The organism is Terriglobia bacterium (assembly GCA_020072565.1).
In the GTDB taxonomy this organism is placed as follows: Bacteria; Acidobacteriota; UBA6911; order UBA6911; family UBA6911; genus JAFNAG01.
Genome location: JAIQGI010000030.1, coordinates 39917 through 57318, shown reverse-complemented (window position 1 = coordinate 57318; position 17402 = coordinate 39917). Strand labels below are relative to the sequence as shown.

15 protein-coding genes and 1 tRNA gene are annotated in these 17402 nt (G+C 58.5%); 1 reads left to right on the top strand and 15 read right to left on the bottom strand.

Annotation, left to right across the window (positions count from 1 at the left end):
* Window positions 1-337: 337 nt before the first annotated feature.
* The 9 genes from LAP85_18400 to LAP85_18360 form a co-directional block, all read right to left on the bottom strand.
* Entirely contained in the window at window positions 338-733 is a 396-nt protein-coding gene (locus LAP85_18400) for an energy transducer TonB (GenBank protein MBZ5498375.1), read from the bottom strand.
* Window positions 734-906: 173 nt separating this feature from the next.
* On the bottom strand, window positions 907-4044 hold the full coding sequence (locus tag LAP85_18395) for an SPOR domain-containing protein (GenBank protein ID MBZ5498374.1): 3138 nt from the start codon (window positions 4042-4044) through the stop codon (window positions 907-909).
* Window positions 4045-4103: 59 nt separating this feature from the next.
* Window positions 4104-4973: a hypothetical protein gene (locus LAP85_18390; GenBank protein MBZ5498373.1), complete on the bottom strand. Its 870-nt coding sequence runs from the start codon at window positions 4971-4973 to the stop codon at window positions 4104-4106.
* A gap of 13 nt (window positions 4974-4986) precedes the next feature.
* Entirely contained in the window at window positions 4987-5595 is a 609-nt protein-coding gene (locus LAP85_18385; protein MBZ5498372.1) for a hypothetical protein, read from the bottom strand.
* Window positions 5546-6277 (bottom strand): hypothetical protein, encoded by a 732-nt coding sequence (locus LAP85_18380; protein ID MBZ5498371.1) that lies wholly within the window; start codon window positions 6275-6277, stop codon window positions 5546-5548. Before LAP85_18380 ends, LAP85_18385 begins: the two co-directional genes overlap by 50 nt.
* 152 nt (window positions 6278-6429) lie before the next feature.
* Window positions 6430-6503: transfer RNA gene (locus LAP85_18375), tRNA-Val, on the bottom strand.
* Window positions 6504-6848: 345 nt separating this feature from the next.
* A complete protein-coding gene (locus LAP85_18370; GenBank protein MBZ5498370.1) occupies window positions 6849-7589 on the bottom strand; it encodes a response regulator transcription factor in 741 nt (246 codons plus the stop codon).
* 132 nt (window positions 7590-7721) lie between these two features.
* Window positions 7722-8105, bottom strand: a complete 384-nt coding sequence (locus tag LAP85_18365) for an Hpt domain-containing protein (GenBank protein MBZ5498369.1) — start codon at window positions 8103-8105, stop codon at window positions 7722-7724.
* Between the two features lie 383 nt (window positions 8106-8488).
* Entirely contained in the window at window positions 8489-9844 is a 1356-nt protein-coding gene (locus tag LAP85_18360; GenBank protein MBZ5498368.1) for a PhoH family protein, read from the bottom strand.
* 197 nt (window positions 9845-10041) lie between these two features.
* Here LAP85_18360 and LAP85_18355 point away from each other — a divergent pair, with 197 nt between their 5' ends.
* A complete protein-coding gene (locus LAP85_18355) occupies window positions 10042-10413 on the top strand; it encodes a hypothetical protein (protein MBZ5498367.1) in 372 nt (123 codons plus the stop codon).
* A gap of 23 nt (window positions 10414-10436) precedes the next feature.
* On the opposite strand, the gene bshA is transcribed toward LAP85_18355, so the two are convergent.
* The 6 genes from bshA to LAP85_18325 form a co-directional block, all read right to left on the bottom strand.
* Window positions 10437-11561, bottom strand: coding sequence for an N-acetyl-alpha-D-glucosaminyl L-malate synthase BshA (bshA, locus tag LAP85_18350; protein MBZ5498366.1), 1125 nt, complete (start codon window positions 11559-11561; stop codon window positions 10437-10439).
* A 6-nt stretch (window positions 11562-11567) separates the two neighbouring features.
* Window positions 11568-11762: a hypothetical protein gene (locus LAP85_18345; GenBank protein MBZ5498365.1), complete on the bottom strand. Its 195-nt coding sequence runs from the start codon at window positions 11760-11762 to the stop codon at window positions 11568-11570.
* 241 nt (window positions 11763-12003) lie between these two features.
* Window positions 12004-13011, bottom strand: a complete 1008-nt coding sequence (locus tag LAP85_18340) for a hypothetical protein (GenBank protein ID MBZ5498364.1) — start codon at window positions 13009-13011, stop codon at window positions 12004-12006.
* A gap of 140 nt (window positions 13012-13151) precedes the next feature.
* Window positions 13152-14783 (bottom strand): FMN-binding glutamate synthase family protein, encoded by a 1632-nt coding sequence (locus tag LAP85_18335; protein MBZ5498363.1) that lies wholly within the window; start codon window positions 14781-14783, stop codon window positions 13152-13154.
* A 23-nt stretch (window positions 14784-14806) separates the two neighbouring features.
* Window positions 14807-15484 carry a (2Fe-2S)-binding protein gene (locus tag LAP85_18330; protein ID MBZ5498362.1) on the bottom strand — a complete coding sequence of 226 codons (678 nt, stop codon included), beginning with the start codon at window positions 15482-15484 and terminating at the stop codon, window positions 14807-14809.
* Between the two features lie 19 nt (window positions 15485-15503).
* Window positions 15504-17381, bottom strand: a complete 1878-nt coding sequence (locus tag LAP85_18325; GenBank protein ID MBZ5498361.1) for a 4Fe-4S binding protein — start codon at window positions 17379-17381, stop codon at window positions 15504-15506.
* Between the last annotated feature and the right edge of the window lie 21 nt (window positions 17382-17402).

The window sequence follows — 17402 nt, the reverse complement described above, 5'->3', positions numbered from 1 at the left end:
ACCCCTCAGACCCAATGGAGCGGCGTAACCCCAGCAACGAAGGTTGAAATACGATTTTGCATGATGGAATTTCTGGTGATGCTGTGGTGACGCGGAAGCTTAGAAAGCAGTGTGAAGCAGCGTGAAGCAGTGTTACATCCCAGTGTCGGCGTAGCCGCATAAACACTGGGGATTTCTCACTCCACACGAAGCTATGCAAATTCGTACAAAGTGCCCAAGACGGACTTTCAATGCGGCAACACGGGTTCGAATCCCGTTGGGGACGCCATGCGCCCGCTGTTTGCCATTGCACCCATGATATCGAAAAATGAAGGGAAAGAGAGCCGATGGACCACACCTAGCGGTTAAGGGAGACCGTTACAAGCACCACAAATGGCTTTGGAATGCCGTCCACGAGCAGAGGCTTGAATTTCCACTGCACCACGGCGTTCAGAGCGGGTTTGCGCATCCAGGGATGGCCCACCAGGGCTTTCGCTTCGTAAACTATCCCTCTTTCATTCACAATCAGCTGGCATCTCACAACGCCCCTGAGTCCCACCCTTAGCACCTCGGGGGGATATTCAGGTTCTACTCGAGACAGCACTTCTGTGGGCCGGGAGGAATCTGCTTTGAGGGGCGCAGTCTGCGGTGCATCGGCGGCTTTGTTGCGAACTATCTGAGCCAACCCCCAGGTTCCCGTGAGATAAAGGGAAATTGCCAGGAACAGACAACGGATTCTGTTCCGCATCAGCATGAGGCCCTCTGCTCCATTACTCAAGGTTGGACACCATTTGGTCACTCGCAGTTCCGCCAATCGCGTCCGGTTTCGGTAATCCGGTTGCGCAAATCGTCCACTATGGGACGCCACACATTCTCAGGCTCTTGCGGTTTCGCCCTCGGGAGGCGCAGCGGCACACCAGGTCGGATCTAGCGGACCACCCAATATGCTGTTGTCAGTCCGCGCGCAATAAGCAGCTCCCCAGCGGCGATTGCGTCTTCGCGGGAACTGAGGCCCACGAGCCTGACTCGGTACCAGGTCCCTTTCCCTGCGATTTGGACAGTAGAAATGCGGCAGGAAAAGCCTGACTGGCGGAGTTTTCTGGCGCGTTCTTCAACATTATTAAGCGCTTGAGCGGCATAAATTTGCAGCTGGAATTGACCTGAGGTTTTCCCCTGAGATTGCCTGGCAGTTGTGTCGGAGGTTCCCCCGCCTCCGCGGGTATCCAATTGCTTGGGGGACATCGAGCGGCCGCTTCGGACTGCCCGGGCTCCCGAAGCGGGGGTTTTCTTTGCAGGAGGCGTATCGGTCGGCGGCCGCAGGGGAGAAACCGCTGCTGGTGATGGTCTCGCAGATGCGGAGGTGAGTTGCGGGGAATCAGGCAGTTGCTGTCCGGCGCGCGGATCTTTGACCGGAGTCTCCTTTGCGGCGGCCTTCTCGCTGGCGAAGGCCACTGCGGGTTCGGCCGCTTGGGGAGGCAGAATCTTCTGCACGACCGGCTTGGGAGGTATCACGAGCAGAAAAGCCACATCTCCCATCGTTTTTCCTGGCTTAACCACTACCTGGATTGAAGCGGGTTTCGGCGCATAGCCCTCCGGCAGGGTATTGCGATCTATTTCCAGCTCGTAGGTGCCTGGTGGCAAATCGCCGATCAAAAAAATGCCGTTGAGTTCGGAAAGGGCGTCGTGCCGGGATCCGGCTGTAATACGCGCATCAGGAAGCGGGCGCTCCACGGGGATCTCCGGGTTTTTGCTGTAATCAAGATAAGTCACTTTTCCGGTGATGCGCCCGGTCTGCACCACACGGAAATTGAGAATATTGTCCCGGTAGGGGAGCACGGCGATGGTTTTTTCCTGGGCGTCAGCGAAGATCATATCGGCGGGCAAGCCTTCGAGGCCGGCCTGCACGGTGTGTGCCCCCGGCTCAACCTGCCCGAACCGGAACAGGCCTCGCGCATCAGTGACTGCAACCTGCGTCCCATCCATCCTTACCTGGACATCGGCCACCGGACGTTCCACCGCTTCATCAAAGGCCCCGTTGAGGTCCTCATCGAGAAAGACGCGGCCCGTGACAGGTGCCCGGTGCACAACGCTGCCTGAGACAAAATTGCTTCCCGTCCCTGCAGATTCGCGAACAAGCCTGCCTCCAACCTCCACTCTCAAGGACCGATAATCACGGTCGGAATAATACGTGAACTCCAGGCTATGTCCATGGGGTAGAGGCAGCCTGATTCCTATCAGGGGAGAGTAGCCGGTGGATGCGTTCATCGACGTGATCCGGTCGACGCCGACTCGGATAAATCCGCTGTTCCTGGGAAGGTCCAGATACCAGTCCAGTCCCAGGCGGTGATCACTGTGCGACTGTAGCTGGTCATTCAGAGTGATGCGACCGCGGCTCTTCAGATCTATCACGAAGATACCGTTGAAGTGTTGCGACCGTTGGCCGGCAAATTCCATTTCTGTGTAGTACGCGTATGCTGAATACCGGCTGAACTTCGGCATTGCCAGCGAGAATTGAGTAAGCGAGGTCTTGCCCGGGGACGAAAAGGAATCTGTCTGCTCGGACCTGAAAAATCCGATCTGCACGGGGTATCGGCCCGGCAGACTTGCGAGTGCGCCAAAGTTGCGGCTGCTGACCCCGGGGCGATTCCCCAGAAGGTACTCGCGTCTGTTGATTCCGGCTGTCAGACTCGTATATCGATTGGGCCGGAACACAACCGACAGGGCGCCGTCTGACTGCCCGCTATACCGAGGGTCCGAGCGCGGCGTAAGAAAGTTCCTGCCGTAGTAGTCGAATTGTCCGCCGAGCGACACTCGCTTGATCGGGGTGAATGTATCCTTGAGCGTGAAACCGACGGCCGGCCCATCCACCCTGATAGGTGTGTAGAACTCGCCGGTCGGGCTTGTGAGGCTTGTTTCGTTTGGATCTGTTCCTCCGAGGGTGGTGCCCGTCCGGGATTCAGGCATGCCGCTCAAAGGCACCTGATCTCTGCTCATCAGAACGCTGCTCGCGCTCAGCCCCGAGAAAAGGCCAATGACGACCTGTGATTTGAACTGATTCCTGGTGCTGAGTCGACCATACGCCAGGCCGACGGCCGTTCCCCGCCGGCTGTCGCCGGAGAAATAGTGCCCGCCCAAGGAAAGTTCTCCAGTCCTCGATCTCTTTCTCACTGCAAAACCGGCGATGCCGGTATCATAGCGAGAAAAGCTGCCGCCGAGCGATCCGAAGGTCGCACTCATCGATTGGCCGCCGTACACATTGAACTGATATCCCCGAACCGGCTCTTCAAAGCCGATACCGCGCACGGTGTTTGTCAGCGCCTCAATACCGGAGTAAATTCCTTGATCACCGAGAACAAGCTTGCGTTCCCTGGGAAGCTCCATACGAAGAGCCCCCTGGCTGAAATTCAAGCGGGGCTGGCCCGGATAACGACTGAACAGCATATTTCCCCTCAGCCGGGTAATTCCTGCCAGGCCCTCGCCGAAGAGGTTGATGGATTGGCTGTAGTCTCGGGTATTGGTTGTATAGGCATAATTGTAGTTCAGAGACGTCAAGCTGAAGGCCGGAGCCGTCGCTGACCGGGCCTCCATGCCCTCCCGGCTGGGTTCGATGCGGAGAACGCCATGCCCAGGGTCCTCCTCAACGTCGACGCCCAGCAGCGCCACCACCCCGCCGAGGGGAAACAGAATATCCTCCCTGGGACCGGCAAATTGAATTTGTTTGTAGTTTCTCACCTGACCGACGAGCACGTAGCCGTGCCGGATCTGGCCGGTGCGGGCGTCATAAGTGATCTCGGTGCCGTTCTGATGTTGCGCCCGCAGCTCCTGGCCGTCTGCCGAAATGGCAATTTCCACACCAAGAGCCTCAGCAATCGGGATAAGCGGCAGGAACCACTCTTGACCTACTTTGGTTACCGGACGCGCAGTGATCAGTGGACTGCCGTTCACGCTCAGTGTGGGTTGGAGGAGCTGGGCCGGTCCCGGGATTGCGAGCGACAGAAGCAAGGCAACGGGCCACAGTGTTCGGGCTGAAACACCGGCAAAGATATCGGCGACCCTCTTCATCATGGCTCGTCTCCCTGCCTGCACAGGGACCGGGGGCTGACGCTACCAAAGAGGTCTGGGAACTACCGCTTCACGGCGCTTGCCAGCACCGGCTTGTCCGGGCTTGCGGGAAGTTGGACGGTGCGTTTGATCGCTTGAACCGAGTTGCCATCATTGAAATCCACCTGGGCTTCAAGCTCATATTGGCCGGGCAGCAGGTTTTCGGTAACCGGAAACCTCACCGTCAGGGACGCGAAGGGCAGTAGAACAGTAGTTTCCTTGTTCTTCGCCGACATGATCTCCTTCTGGTTGCCGTCACGCAGGGCCCAGGCGGCTCGGGGCCGGATGTGGCGCGAACCCAGGTTCTTCATTTCAAAGAGGAGTGCCGCACCAGTGTGGTCCGACACGATTCGGACGTCCCGCAGTTCGCCTTTGCCCGCGACTGGAGGGACAATAACATACAGGGTGAACACATACCGGAATCGGAAATAGAGCTTATGCTCCCCGGGATTCACCGGTGCCGCAGGCGGACGTTCCTGGACAAAGATTCCACTGCGATAGACACCCGGGGTGGCGCTGTCCGGAACCCTCACGGTGACCCGCACCAGATGCGCTTCGCCGGAGTTGATGCTGATGGCGGCGGGGCTGAAGATTATCCAGGGAGAAGCTGAGCTTGGTTGCGACCCGGGATCCGAATAGCTGACATTTGCCTGCTCATCGATATTCCAGTCGGTCAAGGTGAGCATCAAACGGCCTTGCACCGGCGTGTCGGAAGGTGGCGCTTCGACCCGGAAGGCCACCGTCTTCTCGCCGCCTGGATTGATTTCGACCTCGAGTCGTGCTGGATTCAGGCCCAATCCTGCGGTCTTGGCACGTCCGTTGCAGGGAAGACTCGCGCCCACGACGAGGAACGCCAGCATCGTTACTGCGCAGCTCCGTGTTTGACCGGCCATTGGCACTCCCCCTTCATTGTGAAGCGATGGTCAATGTTATGGTGGTGGAAAAACTCGTGTTCGGCGTGAAGTACTGCGGCAACGTGGCCACCACCAGCGTGGCCAAAATGAAGTTGTTGTCGGTGGAGATGTTGCCCTGGGTACTGATGCGCGGTCCCCCGAGTATCTGGACGCTCGATGAGATGTCATTCAAGGTTCCGTGCGTGCCGGACACAAACGGTGTCAGACCATTGGTAACCGCAACCGTCCGTGGGTCATAGTTGAAAAGGGCCACGGGAGTATGACCAATTTGATTGGCAACATTCACGCCGGTCGCGTCGATCGCGCTGATGCCGAAACCGAAGTCGGACAGAGCGATGGTGGCACCCCCATCAACTGCCCCGGCTCCCGTGAAGCTGAGCACCGTCGTCTGTGCGGTCAAATAGTAGGCCTTGTTGCTTCTGAGGCGAATTTGAGCGGTTCCGCTGGTGAGCACGCCTCCCGTGGCGGGATTCAGATTGCCCAGAATGATGGTTGCACTCAGCGCGGCATTCGAGGTGTTGGTGATGGAGAAGGCATCGGGGTCCGTCCCGCTAACAGTGATGGTTCCCGTCGTCTGGGCAAATCCGATTTGCGCAAACATCAATAACGTCAATACAATCGTCCCAAAGAGAATCAAATAGCTCTTGTGCATGATGGTTTGCTCCGTTAGGTTTGATTTTTGTCATAGTTTCCGGGTTTCCTCGTGAAGTCGAGAGCGTGATGACTGCGGTAAAAGTGCCCGGCGTGAAGTATTGCGGCACGAGCGCAAAGGTCATAGTTACGGAAATATAGTTGGTTGAACTTGAAGTATCTTCGGTATTCGCCACCTGGGGTCCGGCCAGAATCGTCACTATCGGATTGTCAACAAAGTCGGCAAGAGTTGCCTGTCCGGACGCTTTCCCTGTGTATGGTGTCAGTCCATTGGTTGCCGGCACGTTCGCCGGGTCGTAGTCGAATCCGAATGCTATCGTGTCCGCGCGTGGTTTCAAGACTTCCGAGCCCGAAGTGTCGATCGCGGTGATGCCTACACCGATATCGGATGCCTGGATCGTCCGTCCGTTGTCGGCGGGTGCACTTGCCGCGGTTGAGTAGACTGCCGAGGCCGCCAACTGGTATCCCGCAGCACTCATGCAGCGCACGCGAAAGTTCACCGTTCTGCTGGTCGGAGAATTCGAAGTGCCGGGCACCACGGTGAAGCTGACGACAAGATTCAACGTCCCGTTTGAAGTGTCTGTGATGTTCTGAGCACCGAGTAAAGCTGGAGCGCAGAGATGAATGAACAAGAGTGTCAGCCATTGCCTGCTCATACATTTGCCCCGTGACCCGAACATGCTGCGTTCGCTGTCCTACTACGCGGATCGGCAGAAATCGTTCAGAGGTTTAACAAAATTTGGGATTTGTTCCAATCTTCGAAGTGTGGCGGCGGTTGCCGGACTGGTGGGCGGTGAAGGATTTGAACCCCCGGCCTCCGGCGGGTAATGCCGGCGCTCTGCGCTGAGCTAACCGCCCTCGAGTCCACTGGCTCTCTTCGACCCGATCGTGATATGCCCTTAAGACAAAATGGCGATTGACCCGCACTGGCTCTACCTCACGGCATTAGAAGTCAGGGCACCCTGGAATTGCCTTCTCATGGATGTGCTTGAAGAGCCGATATGAGGGAAGGGCAGTCGAGAACGCGCCGGCCGCAGGGCACGTGAGGGGTTGCTCTATTGCCGGGTCTGCTTTCCCTCTGCCCTCTCCCCGCTTCAACCCGCCACCATTTGGTGCATCTGGGGTTCGGAATTGCACGCCGTCAAATGCTCATCCGGCTCTAAGATATACGCAGCGTTCGAGGGGGGCGCAGGACAGAGACTGTTACTGCAGGAGACGCTTTGACACCTGAGGCAGCGTCAATATCTTTCCCGCAGGATCATCCTTCTTCATGCTGACCAGATTGTGCTGGTAGGCGAATATGAGAAGCTCGAGGCGGTCCGACACATCCAGTTTTTTCAGTATGGATGTCAAATGGTGCCGGACCGTCGCTTCGCTGATGCACAGGCGGTCTGCAATCTGTTTGTTCTTCAATCCCTCTCCAACGAGAGAGATGATCTCACGCTCACGGGCAGTTATTCGGGAAGTCACATCGGCCACGTCAGACAGACTCGGGACTTCAAGGTCACGCCTTAACCGGGATACCAGTGTTGCCGTCATGCGCCGATCGAGCCACAGTTCGCCGGCATTGACACGATCGATGGCTTTAATGAGCATATCCGCGGAAGCCTCTTTATGAACGATGCCCATGGCCCCGCGACGGATTGCGACCTGATGTTCTGCCGGATCTCGTACTCCGGTCAGCACGATGATCTTGGATTCTTCGGCCGCGGCCAGCAACTCCGGGATCAGATCGATGCCGTTTTCCTCTCCGAGGCATAGATCAAGAAGTATGATCTCGGGTTGCTCCCGGGATGCGATCGAGACCGCCTCCTCTTTGTTGCCGGCTTCACCGACGACCACCATTCCCGGTTGTTTGTCGATCAGCAATCGCAGTGCGGCGCGGATCACCGCATGGTCATCCACAAGCAGGATGCCAATGGTCTGGCGCGATGCTTCCGTCATGGGCGCCACCAGTTTTCCTATGCTGCAGGCAGATTATGGTTATCAGATTTCATTGGCCTGGCTACGATGTTTCTAATCGACACGGATTTTGGCAAGGATCAGAAGTATTTATGAGGGGGGAGCCCGAAAAGTCTAGGATTGTTCTGACTCGGCAAGCGTCGAAAGGAAGCTGCAAAAACGAACGAATTCAACGTTTAGACTGGGTACGCACTCCTGAACCTGTGGCAGCCGGCCCTGGCGCCCGAATCGCTCAATTCGTGCAGCTGCCGCTCGCAGGGGCTCGGCTCCGATGGTAGCGGCAGAACCCTTGAGTCGATGAGCGATGCTTGCGACCCGCGCAGAGTCATGCGCGACGCAGGCCGCCATGAGATTCTCAATGTCCTTCTGCGTCTCTCCGGCAAAGACGTTGCGGAGCTGCAGGATGAGGTCGGGCTGGTCAAGCAACTCTCTGAGCAACGCGTTGCACTCTAAGGATTTCCCGCGATCGCCAGACGCAGGGCGAGGCACGTGGGGCATGCTGCCTCCTTTCCGGCTTCAGCCCGAGCCAGTATGGACGGTGAGGGGGTCTGTACTTATATCGTTCTGAATTTGAGAACCCATTACCGATTTGACCGTTCCGGAGAGCAGCTCGTTGAATGGGATTGGTAGCATCCAGAGCGGTCATCTGCACCTATGAAAAACTCCTCGCGCCTTTACTGTTTCGAAAATGGACTTTGTTGAGCGCGGTCGGGCCGCCCGCGCCCGCGACGTGGGTGGCGGATGCCGGACGCGACTCTCCACATGTCTCCCGACATCGCCTCGATTTTCATGCGTCGTAGGGTGCGCCACCAGCGCCTGCGGGACTGTTCAGTAATACTTTGGAAGCGGTTGCGCCGACGTCAGCCGAGGTATTCGGGTGCTCAGAGCAGGTTACTGGCCAACTCGGCCAACTCTGATCGCTCGCCCTTCTCCAGGTTGACGTGCGCGTACAAGGGCTGGCCTTTGAAATGATCAATGAGGTAGGAGACCCCGTTGGATTGAGAGTCGAGATAAGGGTGATCGATCTGGTAGATATCTCCTGTGATGACGATCTTCACCCCCTCGCCCGCGCGCGTGATGATGGTCTTGATCTCGTGGGGGGTCAGATTCTGAGCCTCGTCGACAATAAAGATCACTTTCTGCAGACTCCGGCCGCGGATGTAGCTCAAAGGCTCGATGACCAGCTTTTTTTCTTCGATCATCTGGTCGATCTGCTTGTACTGCTTGTCGCCCTCAGGGTACTGGCTCTGGATGATCTTGAGATTGTCCCAGAGGGGCTGCATATAGGGAGCGAGCTTGGCTTCGATATCGCCCGGGAGAAATCCCATGTCCTTGTTGCTCAGTGGGACGACGGGGCGGGCGAGGAAGATCTGGCGATAGTTTTTCCTGACCTGCATGGCGCTTGCAAGCGCCAGAAGCGTCTTGCCTGTGCCGGCTTTCCCCGTCATGGTCACCAGCGGAATGTTCGTCCGGGTCAGCGCGTCGACGGCGAAGGTCTGCTCGGCGTTCCTCGGCTTGATGCCGTAAACCATACCTTTCTCCACCTTGCGCAGCCGCCCGGTCTCCGCATCGAAGCAGGCAAGCACGGACCGGCTTTGATTGCGTAAAATGAGATATTGGTTCGGCACAAGATCCAATGGCCGAACGTTCAGGAGCTTCGCGGCGGGCAGCTCAAACGGAGGTTGATGAAGCGCAGTCAGAAGCTCGCTGTCTATATCCTCGAGGATTTCCTTCCCGCTGTATAGCGCATCGATGCTGTGCACGCGGTCGGTAGCGTAATCCTCCGCCGGTATGCACAGGGCCTTCGCCTTCATGCGCAAATTGACATCTTTGGTCACCAGGATCACCGATCTCCGGCTCCTGGCCTTTTTGTGCAGATCGAGTGCGACGCTCAGGATTCTGTGATCCGCATTGTCTTCGCGGAAGACCTCCTGGATCTCCGGACTCAAGCCCTTCGTGATTGCGATCCGGACTTTCCCTTTGCCCTCGCCAAGAGGGATGCCGCCATCGAAGAGGGCATTGCCGGTTATGGAATCGAGGGTGCGCGCGAATTCGCGGGCGTTGAAGTTGATGACCTGGCTCCCACGCTTGAAGTGATCGATCTCCTCAATCACGGCGAGGGGAATGACGATGTCGTTTTCCTGGAATTGGTGGATGCAGGTGGCGTCGTGAAGGATTACATTGGTGTCCAGCACGAACATCTTGGGGCGGCGCGTCATGTTCCTCCGTTTGGGCATCACTATTATGCCCTGTTTGCGGCTCCAGTCCAACTGCAGTTCGGCAATTTTCCAGGTCGCCTCCCGGAGCCACGAAAGAAGAGATGTGGTTTGCGCGCCTTTCGTGATCTCAGAGTTGGCGTCGGCCGTCGGGCCGCGCGGTGAAACCTTCGGCTGTCAGATGGATCTAATAGGCGAGAACATTCGGGAGAATCGCTATGCGGAAAACCACGGGAAGGCGGATCGCCGCTGTGCCGGTGCTGCTGATACTGTTATTATTGCTTGCCGGCTGCGTGCAGAAAACGATCAACCAGATCATGGCGGAGCCCTATCGGTACGCGAATCGCGAAGTCGGGATTGTCGGTAAAGTGGTGCGCAGCTACTCAGCTCTGGGGCGCGGCGCCTACGAAGTGGACGACGGTACCGGCAAGCTGTGGGTGGTTTCGGACAAGGGGGTGCCACGCACAGGCGCTCGGGTCGCGGTGAGGGGCAAGATCAAGGATGGTTTTGACCTGGGCTCCATTGTGAAGCTGCCCAACGCCATCAGCTCCGGGCTGGTTCTGATCGAATCTTCCCACCGCGCGCATTAGCTGACCGACGGCGGCGGCAGGGATCAGACCTTGGCGAGGATCTTCTTATAATAACTCTCGTATTGGCACACGATTTCGTCGGCACAGAACCGGGCTCTGGCCGATTCGCGGCCGCGCTTGCCCATTTCCCGGCGCTCTTTCTCGTCTGAGAGAATTTGCAGCGCTCTCTCAGCCATTCCATCGATGTTGTGCGGCTCGACCAGAAATCCTTCTCTGCCGTCGGTGATCACCTCGGGAAGTCCACCAACCCTCGAAACCACCACCGGAACTTCGCAGGCCATCGCTTCCAGCGCGACCAGGCCGAAAGACTCGGTCTCGCTGGGCAGCAGGAGCAGGTGGGCGGCTCCGATCAATTCGTCGATGTTGTCGCGTTTGCCCAGAAAACGAACCTTCTCTGCAATGCCGTAATGATGCGCCAGCCATTCGGCGCTGCTGCGCTCCGGGCCGTCTCCGACCATGAGCAGCACCGCAGGCAGCTTCCTTTGCACACGCAGGAAGATCTCGATCACGTCGCCGGTCCGCTTCACCGCCCGGAAATTCGAGAGATGAATGAGTATCTTTTCGCCGCCCGGCGCGAAGCGCTCCTGCAGTCCGGGTCTTGCCCCCGGCTTGTAGACGTCGCAGTTGACGAAGTTGTAGATCACTTCGATCTCGTTCTGCACCCCAAAGGTCTCGCAAGTCGCCTGCTTGAGGTACTGAGAGACGGCAGTGACTCCATCGGAGCGTTCGATTGAGAACTTGGTGATGGGAAGGTAGGAGCGGTCTGCGCCTACGAGAGTGATATCCGTGCCGTGCAGCGTCGTCACCACGGGAAGCTTGCGCGGGTGCAACATCGACTTGGCCAGGAAAGCGCTCACCGAGTGGGGAATGGCGTAGTGACAGTGCAGCAGGTCCAGCCCTTGCAGTTCCGCCACCTCCGCCATCTTGGTGGCCAGGGCGAGCGTATAGGGGGGGTGGTCGAACAGAGGATAGTTGGTGACTTCGACCTCGTGAAAAAATATGTTGGGCGTTGCCCGGTTCAGCCGCAGCGGCAGGGCATAGCTGATGAAATGAATCTCGTGCCCTTTCTCTGCCAGTTCCTTGCCAAGCTCTGTCGCGACGATCCCGCTGCCGCCGTAGGTCGGGTAACAGGTGATTCCGATCTTCATGCTTCCTCATGCGATTTTTTTGATGATCCGTACGGGCAGGGTGACCACCGCCCAGAACAGCCCGAGCACTCCGGCGACCGCGATGCCGAGAATCCGGAAGGGAAGGAGGATCAACCAGACCAACGGATAGAGAACAAGCGCCAGCAGCGCTATGGGCCAGCAGAGCACCAGCAAAATACACCAGAGCAGGAATTTGGCCATCACCCGCAACCTTCCCCCCGGGGCAGGCGGCGGCTAACGTCGATCCGGATCCGCTTCCGGCTCTTGGTCGTCTCCTCCTCTTGACAGCCTGGATGGAACTTCATGCTTTGTCTCCAAGTCGGCGTCTTCGTTTTGGATCACACCAAATAATTACCACCACAGTACGGCTGGGGACAGTGGCAAGTGACGGGCGATGTGCGCCGAGTGCCGGGCGGTGAGTGATATGCTCAGTGTTCATCACTCATGGCGTGCCACTGTTTGTCTGGGTCACCGATTTGAGGTCTTCGAGAATTGTCTGCGCTATGGCATCGCGGCCAGACACGCCGCCGGCGAAGAGTTCGCCCTTTTCCCTGGTCGCGAAGATCGCGCCCTTCGATGTGCCGGAGATCGAGTGGAGCAAGGATTGGGGGCCGACGGTTTTAGGTCCGACGCTGAGGCGCATCCGCCCATCCTGCAGGCGTGCGCGGCCTATGAGCCGCACGACACGACCGGAGCTGCCCGCCTCCATGATCATCTGCTCCGTCTCCGGCCCGATCCCGATGCGCACCACATCCGCCAGGGATGCCCGGGCCTGCATCCACTCGTTGGCGAGAATCAGGATCTTGCACGCGGTATCCCACCCTTCGATATCGAGCTCCGGGTTGGGCTCGGCGATCCCCTGATCCTTTGCCAGCACCAGGGCCTGCCTGAAGGTGAGCCCGCGCTCCTGCATTTCGGTGAGAATATAGTTCGTGGTCCCATTGAGGATGCCGCGGATGTCGAGGACATGACATCCTGCAATCCCTTCAGGAGGCCGCACGCCGGTCGTGCCGCTGTAAGCCAGTTTTGTGCCTTTGCGCCGGGCGGCTGAGGTCAGGGACTGGAAGCCATGAACAATCGGCCCTTTGTCTACGGTAACAACGGCGAGTCCCTTGTCGATTGCGCGCCTGATCAGATCAAGGGCAGGCTGTCCGTCGAGCGGATTGGTGGGCAAGCATTCCACAAGCGCCGCGATGCCCGCTTTCGGCAGGTTGTTGATATAGGACAGGACGTTGAAGAACGCGCCCCGCGCAGCGCAATCGGCAACTGTGCGCCCCTGCTCCTGCATCGCCAGGAGCCAGCGCGCATCCTCGGCATCGCGCAAGATCAAGCCGCCGGTAATGTCCGCGATGCCCAGGATCGGAAACTCTGCACCCTCACCCGTCTTGTCGAGGAAGTGCGCAAATGCGCGCCCAACATTTCCGAACCCCAGTAGCGCGATCTTGATCATGAGAGACGGCCGCCTGATCGCTCCCGGAGCGGATGCAGCGGCAGACCGCTGGCGAAAAAACGCCCCGGAGCACTTCCCTCAACGGGGAAGTAATAAACCAAGACAGCCGGGATAGCAAGCAGAAGTGCGTCCAGCGCCGTCTAGGGCTTGCTGCCTGCTTGCTGCCGCTTGGCCGGCGGCGCGAGAGACTTGCCGTTCAGAATCTTTTCGACTTCCTCCTCGTCGACGTCCATCACATGGCGGATACCGCTGATCGCCGCCGCCTCCCTGGTGAGCGCGGCCAGATCATCACGGCTGATGAATTCAGGAGCAAACTTCCGGCTCCCGGCCATGAGTTGGCGTAACCCCTGGGCGAGCCGCTCGTAGTAGGTGTAAAGGCCGAGTGCTCCGGTGGGCAATTTCTCGAACTCGTCGTTGCCCACTTCCTGTCGCAGCGAGGCGGCCGTGACGAAGATTTCATCCTTGGTATTCCCGAAACGCTCGATGTAGACCGGCAATTGTCCGTCGTCGATGGCCCGGCCGATGGTCTTGCCGACCATGGCGGCCGCGATCGGGCTGCGCGCCATTCCGACGAGCTTCACAAAAGGCGCGCCGAGAGCGAGGCCTTTGAAGATCTGATCTTCGAATGTGAATCCGCCGGCGACAGCCAGGGCAGGAACATACCTGCCTTCGTCAGCGAGTTTCTTCGCGTACCCATGGAGGAGCGAGTGGAGTTCGACCGGCGGGACGCCCCATTCATTCATCATTTTCCAGGGGCTCATTCCGGTACCCCCGCCCGCGCCATCGACGGTGAGCAGGTCGATCCTGTACTTGGAAGAGAATGCCAGAGCGCGCGCCAGGTCGGCAGGGCGATAGGCACCCGTCTTGAGGAAAACGTACTTGGCGCCGGCCTTGCGCAGTTCTTCCACTCTCTGGGCAAAAGATTCCTCGCTCACCATGCCGACGCGCGAATGGCGCTCGAACTCCTTGAAGGCGCCCTGTTCGAAGGCTTTGATGACGAAGGCATTGGTCGGGTCGGGGAGCACGATGTATCCGCGCTCATGAAGCAACCGGGCCTTCTTGAGGTTGTTGATCTTGACCTCGCCGCCGATGTCCTTGGCGCCCTGGCCCCACTTCAGCTCGACACACTCGACGCCGAGCTTTTCCACTGCGTACTCCTGCACTCCCAGGCGGGTGTCCTCGATGTTCGACTGCACGATGGTGGCCCCGTAGCCGTCGCGCTGGTAATCCTGATAGAGCTTCACCCGGCGCTTCAGGTCCACGGTGTCCACTACACGGCCATTCTTGATCACCGCTTCGGGGTCCATGCCGACCACGTTCTCTCCGATGGTCAGGCCGGTGCCCGCCAGGGCCGAGCCAATGGCCAGCCCCTCCCAGTTGTTCTTGGCGACATTGGTCGATCCGATGCCGGGAATGATCCAGGGGAGGCGGAACTTCAGCTTCTTGTCGTGGCCGATGGCGACATCGAGCCTGACGGAAGGAAAGATGGCCTTGTCGGAGTCGGCTTCAATGCCGTGGGCGCCGACGGCGGTCCCCATGATGTTGAAGTGTGAATAGTCGACGGGATAGGTCTTTTCTGCTGCGGTGGTGATGACTCCGAATGGCTGGGGGTAGATGACCTCGTGCCCCCGATAGGCGGACTTGCCGATCTCGCACATTCCGATGCAGCCGTCCACGCAGGTGACACACATGCCTGATGTGGGGACGATGGAGTCTTCGGTTCGGTTCTTGGTAAGAGTTGCTGCTGTGGCATTTGTCTTTGATAGACTCATGAGTGCTTTCTCCTTTGGGCTTTTCAATCTTTCCGGATTTCACAGGCGACACAAGGCGCCATGAAACACATCATATCGTTGAATTGCGGCTTCTCGAGGCAGGGCGGGCTGAGGTTGGCACACCCCCCGCAGATTGCTTTGTCGGGCTCCGTGTACGTGCAGCGAAGCTGGCAGGCCGGGCAGACCTGGATGCAACCGCCGCACAGCCGGCAAACTTCGGATTTGATGTCGAAGGGCGTACCCAGACTGCGATGATTGCCCCGCCCTCGAAAACCGATGGCCCCCGCCATCATCTGCTCGCGGCACATGCGCACGCAGAGCCCGCAGAGGATACAAGTCTCGTGCTCCTGCTTGAAGCGCTGCTGGCGCACCTGGTGAGCCGAAGCCAGATCCTGGATGGTCTTGGATTGGGGGCATGAGGCCAGCAGCAGTTCCAGGATCATTTTGCGCGCCTTGACGACGCGCGCGGAAGCCGTGCGCACTTTGAGGCCCTCTTCGACCGGGTAGGTGCAAGAACTGACCAATTTGGCTTTGGGGCCCTCGCCGATTTCGACGAGGCACAACCTGCAGGCGCCATAGGGGGAGAGTCCATCCATGTGGCACAAGGTCGGGATCGGGAAGCCAAAAAAGGTTGCAGCTTCCAGCAGGGTCATGCCCTCCTCCACTGAGACGGGCAGACCGTTCAGGCTCAGCTTGATCATTCGGTTTCCTCCTCGTCAATCACGAAACGGGAACAACGATGATGGCATCTCCGGCGATCGCATCGAACTTGCACACGTCATAGCATGCCCGGCACTTGATGCACTTGGATCGATCCAGGTTGTGCGCTTCCTTGCGCGGTCCCATAATGGCACCGGTAGGGCAGACTTTCACGCAGAGCGCACAGCCGGTGCACTTCTCGGCGATAACCCGATAGTTGAACAGACCGCGGCAGACTGTCGCCGGACAGAATTTCCGCTCGACGTGGGCAAGGTATTCCTCGCGAAAGTAGCGCAGGGTGCTGAGCACGGGATTGGAAGCGGTCTGACCCAAACCGCACATGGAGGCGTCCTTGACCACGAGCGCGAGTTCTTCCAGGAGGTCGAGATCCTCGGCCGTTCCATTCCCCTTGGTAATGTCGTCGAGTATTTCCCACATCCGCTGCGTGCCCTTGCGGCAGACATAGCACTTCCCGCACGACTCATCCTTCAGGAAATTCATGAAGTACTTCGCGACATCAACCATGCAGGTGTTTTCGTCCATGACGATCATCCCGCCTGATCCCATGATGGAACCCGCCGCGCTCAAGCTTTCGTAGTCGACGGGCAGATCGAACATCGAGGTGGGGATGCAGCCGCCACTGGGCCCGCCGGTTTGAACGGCCTTGATCTGGGCACGCCCGGAAGGTCCGCCGCCGATGTCGTGGACGATTTCGCCGATCGTAATACCCATGGGTACTTCGACGAGACCGGTGTTTTTGACCTTTCCCACCAGGCTGAAAATTTTCGTGCCGTGATTGCTTTGCGTCCCGGTTAGCGCGTACGCGGCGGCACCCTGATTGACGATGACGGGGATATTCGCCCACGTTTCCACATTGTTGATGGCGGTCGGTTTGCCCTCGATCCCCTTTTGCACGGGATACGGAGGCCGCTGGCGCGGTTCGCCGATCTTGCCTTCGATGGACCGCATCAACGCCGTCTCCTCGCCGCACACGAAGGCTCCTGCCCCCCTGACCAGGCTGACGTCGAACGAGAATCCTGTTCCAAGGATATCCGCTCCGATAAGTCCCAGTTCCTCTGCCTGGCGCAGGGCGATGATCAGATGCTTGATCGCCAGCGGATACTCATTGCGGACATAGAGCACCCCCTCCGTTGCACCTGTGGCATAGGCGCCGATAAGCATGCCCTCGAGGATGCTGTGAGGATTTCCTTCAAGTACGCTGCGGTCCATGTAGGCGCCGGGATCGCCTTCGTCCGCGTTGCAGACCAGGACCTTTCCTCTCCCGTTGTTCTGTTTTGCCAGGAGTTCCCACTTGATTCCCGTGGGGAACCCTGCGCCTCCACGTCCGCGGAGCCCCGAGGCTTTGATTTCCGCGATCAGCGCCTGAGGGTCGCGTTGCTCGAGAGCTTTCGCCAGCGCCGAATAGCCCGCGTCCTGGATGTAGCTGTAAATGCGAATCGGATCGATCTTTTCGTTGCGCGCGAGAATCGTACGCTTCTGGCTCTTGAAGAAGGGGATGTCGCTTTGCGTGCTGATTCGCTTGCGCGTGTTGGGATCCTTCCAGAGCAGGCGTTCGACCGGCTCATCGGAAGCCGTGGCATCGACAATACGTTCCATGTCCTCCGGGCTGATTCTCGGATAGAAGATCCCTTTGGGCTCAACCAGAACCGACGGCTCAGCCTGGCAATATCCGTGACACCCGGTGATCCGCAACCGGATCCTGTCCGTGAGACCCTTGTAGAGCAACTGACGCTTGGTGATGCGAATGAGATCGTTGGCGCCGCTGGCTTGACCGCAAGTGCCCGCAGAGATGACAATCGTTGGTTTATGGAGATCCGTGCTGGCGACCAGCCGGCTTTGCAGGCTCCTGAGATCGTCTATCGACTTGAGTTTTTCCATGGACGCGTTCCTTCCCTTTCC

Excerpts from the sequence above, each read along its gene's own strand:
- LAP85_18385 (MBZ5498372.1), bottom strand. The coding sequence starts at position 5,595 with ATGTTTGCGCAAATCGGATTTGCCCAGACGACGGGAACCATCACTGTT.
- LAP85_18330 (MBZ5498362.1), bottom strand. The coding sequence starts at position 15,484 with ATGATCAAGCTGAGCCTGAACGGTCTGCCCGTCTCAGTGGAGGAGGGC.
- LAP85_18360 (MBZ5498368.1), bottom strand. The coding sequence starts at position 9,844 with ATGCCCAAACGGAGGAACATGACGCGCCGCCCCAAGATGTTCGTGCTG.
- LAP85_18345 (MBZ5498365.1), bottom strand. The coding sequence starts at position 11,762 with ATGGCCAAATTCCTGCTCTGGTGTATTTTGCTGGTGCTCTGCTGGCCC.
- LAP85_18400 (MBZ5498375.1), bottom strand. The coding sequence starts at position 733 with ATGCTGATGCGGAACAGAATCCGTTGTCTGTTCCTGGCAATTTCCCTT.
- LAP85_18340 (MBZ5498364.1), bottom strand. The coding sequence starts at position 13,011 with ATGATCAAGATCGCGCTACTGGGGTTCGGAAATGTTGGGCGCGCATTT.
- LAP85_18325 (MBZ5498361.1), bottom strand. The coding sequence starts at position 17,381 with ATGGAAAAACTCAAGTCGATAGACGATCTCAGGAGCCTGCAAAGCCGG.
- LAP85_18355 (MBZ5498367.1), top strand. The coding sequence starts at position 10,042 with ATGCGGAAAACCACGGGAAGGCGGATCGCCGCTGTGCCGGTGCTGCTG.
- bshA (MBZ5498366.1), bottom strand. The coding sequence starts at position 11,561 with ATGAAGATCGGAATCACCTGTTACCCGACCTACGGCGGCAGCGGGATC.
- LAP85_18335 (MBZ5498363.1), bottom strand. The coding sequence starts at position 14,783 with ATGAGTCTATCAAAGACAAATGCCACAGCAGCAACTCTTACCAAGAAC.
- LAP85_18390 (MBZ5498373.1), bottom strand. The coding sequence starts at position 4,973 with ATGGCCGGTCAAACACGGAGCTGCGCAGTAACGATGCTGGCGTTCCTC.
- LAP85_18395 (MBZ5498374.1), bottom strand. The coding sequence starts at position 4,044 with ATGATGAAGAGGGTCGCCGATATCTTTGCCGGTGTTTCAGCCCGAACA.
- LAP85_18365 (MBZ5498369.1), bottom strand. The coding sequence starts at position 8,105 with ATGCCCCACGTGCCTCGCCCTGCGTCTGGCGATCGCGGGAAATCCTTA.
- LAP85_18370 (MBZ5498370.1), bottom strand. The coding sequence starts at position 7,589 with ATGACGGAAGCATCGCGCCAGACCATTGGCATCCTGCTTGTGGATGAC.